Consider the following 7226-nt stretch of genomic DNA (forward strand, 5'->3'; position numbering starts at 1 on the left):
AGAGATCGATTTTCGGCTTCGATTGCATCCAACTGGCGCTGCAATCGATCCGCCTGCGCCGCTTTTTTTTTCAGGTCGGCCTGATCGCTTTGAGAGGGTTGGTCGCTCTGCTTCGGGTTGTCAGGGGGCCGGACGGCGGGCGCCGCGGTTTTAGCGGAATCCTTTATCGCCGGCGGATAAATCTTGATCACCCGAGTGGTGCTTTTGGGTGTCATGCGAACGATTACCGGGTCGAGCAGGATCAGCTCCCAGGCATCATCATTTTTCGGTGCAGCTTTGCCGAAATCGTGCCACATGCCGACGGCAACGGTATAGTCCGCCTGGGTATTCGCCAGCATCAGGCGGCAACAGATTTCCCCCAGCCACGCCTTTCGAGCCAGTTTTTTATCGGTCCTTGCCGTCGAAAGCGTCCTGAACCGATCCATGGCCTGTTGGTAATCACCGGCCTCATAGACAGACAGTGCTTTTTCAAAGGACGCATAATCCGACGTGAATCGCCTTCGGTTCATCCGGTCGTCAAAATCCCGTAAAACGGACGCGCAGCCCGCAAGCAGTCCCGTGACGATGATCAGGATGATCATCAGGCGATACGATTGGCTCCAAATACGAATCATGTGATCCCTGTTGTTTATTCAGCCACCATCTTTAATGGATACGCTTTCTATTTAATCCCCATCGCCGGACAATTCAAGAAAATTCACGATGGACGTTCACACCGGCAAGCTTGCACGATCATTCGGGTGCGCTGGGCAGGGTGAATCCGAAGGTGCTTCCCTCGCCCACCAGGCTGCTGACCCACACGGTGCCATGGTGGGATTCGACGATGTTTTTGACAATGCTGAGTCCCAAGCCGACGCCTTCCAACCGTTCCCGTTCTCGCTGACCCCGATAGTATTTATTGAATAAGAAGGCTTGATCTTCGTCCAGAATGCCCGGGCCGTTGTCTTTGACGAGAAAGGAAAGCCGGTTTTGTGAACGGTGTTGGCGGACACTGACGGTGATGCGGGTGCCGGGTTCGGAAAATTTGACGGCGTTAGACAGGTAATTCAACATGGCCTGTTGCAGCTGCTGGCGGTCGCCGACGATCGGAGGCAATTGGGAGGGGACTTGGATACGCAGATCGATGTTTTTTGCCTCGACGGCCAGCTTGATGCTCTGGGCGCACTCGGAGATGAAAGTGTGCGGGTCGATGGGCTCCAATTGCATGTTCAGCAGGCCGGGCTCCAGCCGGGACGCCTGCATTAGATGACTCAGCAAGTCGCTGATACGGCTGATTTCAGCGCTGGCGATTCCCAGAAATTTCTCCTGGCGGCTGTTGATGGGACCCATTACCTCTTCCCGAATCATGTTGACCGACTCGCGGATGGATGTCAGTGGCGTTCGGATCTCGTGGCTGAGCATGGAGATGAAATCGGACCGCATGCGTTCCTCTTTGCGCAGGCGGTTGGACATTTCATTGAAAGCATGGGCCAGTTCACCGAATTCATCCTGGCTGCGCACCTTGAGCGGCGTGCTGAGCCGATCTGAGGAGATCTCGCGGATGCCACCCATCAGTTCGCGCAATGGGCGGATCATGGAATAAGCCAGGTAGCAAATGCCCAAAAAACCCACCAGGCTGGAGACCGCCAGACCGATGAGTCCGTTTTTGGCGGAAAGCCGGCCTTTGCGATCCACTTCCCGCGTGGCCTGCTCGATTTCAAGCTCGTTTTTCAGCCGTTCTTCGGATATCTTACTGATCCAGCTGTTGACGATCGCTTCGGGGATCCAGAAGGTATTGACGGCTTCAGGATCTTTGACCTTGCCGCTGAGATAGTTGTAAACCTCTGCCGCGTTGGGATAGGTGTCGTAATCATGACGGATGTCACGCCATACATCGGAAATGTCATGGCCCATGGCGGTCAGTCGGATCACCTGCGTCAGGTTTTCTTCAAAGGCCCGTTGCGCTTCATTGAAGAAGACCAGGTAGTCGCTTTTTTTTAGCAGTAGGTACTTCTGTTTGTTTTCCTCCATGCTCAGCAGGGTTTCCATCATCTTTTTGGTCCCGGATGCAATGGCATAATTTTTCGCCACGATGGATCCGGACATTCTGACCACCTGCTGGACATTGATGTAAAGGACCAGGATGGTACCATAAAAAATAGCGATGATGACCAGAAACCAGACCAGCAGTTTCCCGGTGATTCCAAATCTCAGATTCATTGGCGGAGGTGCTTTCCAATAAAGTGTAGACCATCTCTTTTGATGTCGGTTGTTACCGTTAACACAACTCGCCGAGGCAAATCAAACACCGACAGGCATTCACAAAAAAACGTGATTCCGTGCGCAAAAATCGTAACCGAAGACGGCCGCTGCGAGGCATGGGCCGGACAAACGACCGATGGATGGAGGCCGATCACCGTGGCACGGCCATTGCTTCGATAATTCGTCATGGTTGACCGCAAATCCGTCTTGGCGTGCGGTTCTCAAATAAAAAAAGGTTGGAAATGACCATGAAAAGAAAATCTCGCCTTGCAAATGCCATTCGGGGGGAGCATCGGATAGGCTTTGAGCAGCGCCGGTTCACCTATGCCGGCTTCATTCCCGAGCGACGATCCGGCAAGGATCGAAGGGATGCGGTTGCGTCGGTCCGCTCCGGTGGCCCTTCTGCCGGGGTGTCTGAACGGAATTGATCCAGGCTGTCAGCCCTGAAGGCATAATCGGTCTTCTACCGACGGGGCAGCGATGGTGTTCACTTGTCACGTCAGGGGTGGAGCAGGCATCGGGCCACGATAAATTCAGTGATCTCCTGGATGTCGGTAGTCGCGAACTGGGGAACCGTCACATCCAGGGGGGTGTCGGAAACCACGGCAATCAGGGTGTCGTCTTCCAGGCAGGCGGGATGTTGATGCCGTTCGTTCCTGAAAATCTCGATTTTTTGAGCGCGGTCACGCTTAAATCCTTCCGTGATCAGCAAGTCCATATCGTCGAAGTAAGGGATCAGATCATCCAGACCCTCATTGGGTACGCTCTTGATCATGGCGATTTGGCCGGGGGAAGCGATCATCACCGTATCTGCCCCTGCCTGTCTGTGGCGGTAGCTGTCTTTCCCTTTCCGATCCATATCAAAGCCGTGATGGGCATGCTTGACAATGCCGATGCGGTAGCCCCGGCGTTTCAATTCTGGAATCAGTCGTTCGATGAGCGTGGTTTTGCCGGATTCCGACTTGCCCACGATGGAGATAACAGGCGGCAAACTATACTCCTTTTCGATTCACGATGCGCAACATGTCACTACGCCGGCCGTTCGCCGGAAAAAATTAAGCCGGGAAATAGCCAAAGTCAAGACATTTGACTTCCCGAATCGAGGCTGCCCAACCCGACACCTTCTGCATTCTCGCATCGCGCAGCCCTGCCGACGAATTGCCGGCAACCGAGGCCGGTGCCGATGCCTTTGTGCTCAAACCTTACGGCGTCAGTGATCCTTTCGCTCTTATGCAGACGTTTGTTGTGGAAGATAAAGATCGGAGAGGCTAAATAAGTTGCCGAACGTCTGCCGGAACAGGTGACCGTTGACTTCCCGTCCACCGGCTCTGCCGGCGGGTCTGTCTGCGGCGGGTTCACGGTAAAATGGCCGGGACGGGCCGGTCAGGCGGGCAGAGAGGCTTTACCCTCGGGTTCGGTCGATTCGTGGGTGTAGTGGTGGAGGATATCTCTCAGCTTGTGCTTCTGGACCAAGGTCAAGCCATTGAATTGAATGCCTTGGCGAATGATTCGCCGTTTTTTAAAAGGCAGTGAACCGGTTTCCCTGTCGGACACAATCTTAAAGGGAATATGGTTGATGCCTGTGGGGTCATCTGTCGTTACGATCCGCAGGGCGTGGGCGCGCATCCCCATGGTGAAACCATGATCCTCGTAATAATAGGACAGGCCGCCCATATGGATATCACCGATCTGGTTTCTGGAAAGGGTGTTGTCAAAGGTCACGAAAAGGCCCGTGCGCGCCCTGAGCCGTCGCCGTTTGCGAAACTTGAATTGTATCAGACGCATCAACATTTCTCTCATGGCAGAATCGTCCACATGACCGCTGATCGATAATGGATTGACGGGCACTGAAATCGCCAACCGGGGAAGATGGGGAAGCGGGAAACGCCTGTGCTGGAGATTCAGACCCGGTGCGATTGCATCTGTAATATAAACCGTATTTCCTGGGGATTGGCAACCTTTTTTATAACGCGCCGGTTGATGGCTCGACGAATAAACGCCCCGTAAAGAAAAGTGCCGATGGGACATTCACCGGCGCTGGCTTGTATCCTTCCCTTCAGGCAGATGGCGGCGGCATGCCAGGGCAAAGTCCTCCGGGTAGTGCCCATTGATCCAGCGTAGTTGGGCTTCGCTGAATGCCCCCGGGGAATCCGGCAGCCTGGGCAAAAAGGTAATCAGCAGGCGCTGGTCCTTATCGTCGCCGACGACGGATGTCGAATATTCAATGGTCGTGATCATGCGGGCACCCATGGCCCCAAGCACCTTGACGGCGGCCAATATGGCCCGGTCCAGAGATTGTCGCATGGGCGTGTCGGCCTCAACAACGCTGCCCACCGGTGTTTTGGGCATCAGGTTCAGCTCCCACTGTGAGGTCTGGGCCTTGGGCACGAACAGAATCACTCGTTCGTCCTCAAAAACCACCAGGCTCTGCTCGCGCTGTGCGTTTCCATCCATCCGCCGGTTGGCCACGATTGCCTGCTGGTAGCATTCAAAAAAACCTCTCCCTGTTTCCTGGCGGAACGCCTTGACGAAATCGCTTATCAGATCCCCGCATGCGTATGCCGGAAGGTAACCCTCGTCCGCCGCCAACGGGACCTCGGTCGGGATCAGGGCGAATTGTTGGTGGATCTGCTGGTGGGAGGCATGCAGGCGGTATCCGCTGGGTGCATAGTCAAACCCGTAATTCCAGCCCCACAGGGTTCGGTCAAACGCAATGGTTTTCTCTCTCTTCAACTCCCTTAAGATGGTCAGCCTCAGCATTTCCAGTTCATCGATGGTCAGGGTTCGACCGCCGATTTTGGGGGGCACATCCAACAAGCCGGCCAAGCGGGAATAGCTTCTTTGGTAATAGAGGTGGCGCATGCCGATCATATCCTGCAGGGTCAAATCCTGCAATCGGTACCGCACGGTGTCGTCGGCCATGTTGGCGGCATAGTGACCCCATGGGATATAGGAATTCCTGCGCAGGTACTCGAACACATGGCTGTCCGGGTTCGATTGGCACCATTCACCCACGATCTCGCTATCTCCCTGAGCGCCGGGACGAAGCACCATGGCCTGCTGATATGCGTAGGGCAAGTGGCGGTTGTTGGCCACGGCTTCGAACAGGCCCTCATCCGCGATTACCGCCTTGATTCGTCCGTCGGATCGCCTCTCATAGGCCATTCCCCAGGGGCGACCGCTGTTTTCATCCAAGCATAAGGTGCAGGCCATATGGGCCAGTGCACACAGGTCGCGGGCATCGGTCGACGTTACCGCCAGCGCCAGCTGAAGCGGGCGGGGCAGATTGCGGATAGCCAGGGTGGCCGCACGTTCATCGGAGTGACCTTCAAAAAAAGAGATTTCCGGTGCCTCAGGCAGTGCGATGGCCTCGGGCCTTTGTGCACGGGCGTCCGCCCATCTCTTGCCGATGTAGGTGGTGCCTCTGAAGGGGAAGGCGTTGGGAACCTCGAAGATCCAGTCCGCCTCCGGTTCGTGTACCGGCCCACAAGGAAAATTGGCGCCATTGCGGTGACGGGAACCCTTCGGTAACGTGCCCAGGTCGTCCAGTCGGTCCGTCTCACGAAAATTGTCGGCGGTGAAATGCGGCCGGTGCAGGCCGACAATAAACCGACCCGACGGTGAAACACAGGTGCGCAGCTTCATGCCAGTGCTCCCTCTTTCCTGAATGATAACCGTGCTCAATAAAGATACACCGATTGTCGACACATGTGCCGACGACGGCAACCGCAACGGTTATTTTATCTCATAACCGGCATTGATTTGCGAGTGTCTAATTCCGACGGCATCGGAAACAACGCTGCCGAAGATTGGTGAATCGGTCATTTTATAACGATGTCCGATGGTTTTGAAGATCTGGCATGGATATTTCATGATTATGTGTGTCTGAATCTACCCGTATTGCTAAGCAGCGCTTCAAGTACTGCCTAACATGCTGATATTAAAATTATTATAGAAAGTGAGGGGAGACATGACGCACCGGCCTTCGCCACCGGCAATTGCTGTGATTGGACTGGCATGTCGATATCCTGACGCAGCCACGCCCCGACATCTGTGGGAAAATATATTGGCTCGACGGCGGCAGTTCCGCCGGATTCCGGATTGCCGGTTACCACTGGCGGATTATTACGATGCGGACAAAAAAGCGCCTGACAAGACGTATGGCCGCCAAGCCGCGGTCATCGACGGGTTCGACTTTGACTGGGCTGACAGGAGAATCCCGTTTTCCACCGTACGCACCACGGATATCGTACATTGGCTGGCCCTGGAGACCAGCTTGGCGGCCGTGGCCGATGCCGGTTACACCCGCGAGACCCTGCCTGGTGAGCGCACCGGCGTCATTATCGGCAACACGCTTACCGGCGAGCAGACCCGGGCCAACACCATGCGGCTGCGTTGGCCTTTCGTCCGTCGGGCGCTGCAGGTTGCCGCCCGAACCCAGGGGATGGACGACCGGCAGATTCATGCGCTCACCCGGACCCTGAAGGCGCGCTACACTGCCGTCTTTCCTCCGGTGGACGAAGACACCCTGGCCGGCGGGCTTTCCAATACCATTGCCGGCCGCATCTGTAATCATCTCAACCTCATGGGCGGAGGCTTCACGGTCGACGGGGCCTGTTCTTCATCGCTGTTGGCCGTGGCCCACGCCGCCTCGCGATTGGTAGACCAGGATCTGGACCTGGCTATCGTGGGAGGCGTGGATGTCAGCCTGGACCCGTTCGAGCTGATTGGTTTTGCCAAGACCGGTGCGCTCACCGACGGTGAAATGACGGTGTATGACCGCGGCGGGAAAGGGTTCATCCCCGGCGAGGGCTGCGGTTTCATCGTGCTTAAAACCCTGCCTGCGGCCAGACAGGATGGCGATCGGGTTTATGCCGTGATTCACGGCTGGGGAATCTCCTCGGACGGCGGCGGTTCTGGCATTACGGCGCCCAGCGTTCCCGGCCAGGCCCTGTCCCTGGAGCGGGCTTACCAGCATGCACCCC

General features: G+C 56.0%; 8 protein-coding genes. 3 read left to right on the forward strand and 5 right to left on the reverse strand.

Annotated elements, in window-relative coordinates; genetic code table 11:
- Positions 1 to 614 (reverse strand): hypothetical protein (locus ABYV26_RS17070; protein ID WP_372682560.1); only part of this gene is annotated, 614 nt, incomplete at its 3' end.
- A 118-nt stretch (positions 615 to 732) separates the two neighbouring features.
- Complete coding sequence (locus ABYV26_RS17075; protein WP_372682561.1) at positions 733 to 2199, reverse strand: ATP-binding protein; 1467 nt, start codon at positions 2197 to 2199, stop codon at positions 733 to 735.
- A 290-nt stretch (positions 2200 to 2489) separates the two neighbouring features.
- Between ABYV26_RS17075 and ABYV26_RS17080 the strand changes: the two genes are divergently transcribed.
- The gene (locus ABYV26_RS17080; protein WP_372682562.1) at positions 2490 to 2669 is read left to right on the forward strand and encodes a hypothetical protein; all 180 of its coding nucleotides are present in this window, start codon (positions 2490 to 2492) and stop codon (positions 2667 to 2669) included.
- A gap of 71 nt (positions 2670 to 2740) precedes the next feature.
- Here ABYV26_RS17080 and mobB read toward each other — a convergent pair whose 3' ends face one another.
- The gene (gene mobB, locus ABYV26_RS17085; protein WP_372682563.1) at positions 2741 to 3232 is read right to left on the reverse strand and encodes a molybdopterin-guanine dinucleotide biosynthesis protein B; all 492 of its coding nucleotides are present in this window, start codon (positions 3230 to 3232) and stop codon (positions 2741 to 2743) included.
- A gap of 95 nt (positions 3233 to 3327) precedes the next feature.
- Here mobB and ABYV26_RS17090 point away from each other — a divergent pair, with 95 nt between their 5' ends.
- Complete coding sequence (locus ABYV26_RS17090; protein ID WP_372682564.1) at positions 3328 to 3513, forward strand: hypothetical protein; 186 nt, start codon at positions 3328 to 3330, stop codon at positions 3511 to 3513.
- A 111-nt stretch (positions 3514 to 3624) separates the two neighbouring features.
- Here the strand turns inward: ABYV26_RS17090 and ABYV26_RS17095 are convergent, their stop codons facing one another.
- Both ABYV26_RS17095 and ABYV26_RS17100 read right to left on the reverse strand, forming a co-directional pair.
- Complete coding sequence (locus ABYV26_RS17095) at positions 3625 to 4041, reverse strand: hypothetical protein (RefSeq protein WP_372682565.1); 417 nt, start codon at positions 4039 to 4041, stop codon at positions 3625 to 3627.
- Positions 4042 to 4269: 228 nt separating this feature from the next.
- Positions 4270 to 5886: a hypothetical protein gene (locus ABYV26_RS17100; protein WP_372682566.1), complete on the reverse strand. Its 1617-nt coding sequence runs from the start codon at positions 5884 to 5886 to the stop codon at positions 4270 to 4272.
- 325 nt (positions 5887 to 6211) lie between these two features.
- Here ABYV26_RS17100 and ABYV26_RS17105 point away from each other — a divergent pair.
- Positions 6212 to 7226 (forward strand): beta-ketoacyl synthase N-terminal-like domain-containing protein (locus tag ABYV26_RS17105; RefSeq protein WP_372682567.1); only part of this gene is annotated, 1015 nt, incomplete at its 3' end.

The sequence above is a fragment of the Desulfosarcina sp. genome, from assembly GCF_041551955.1.
Classification (GTDB): Bacteria; Desulfobacterota; Desulfobacteria; order Desulfobacterales; family Desulfosarcinaceae; genus Desulfosarcina.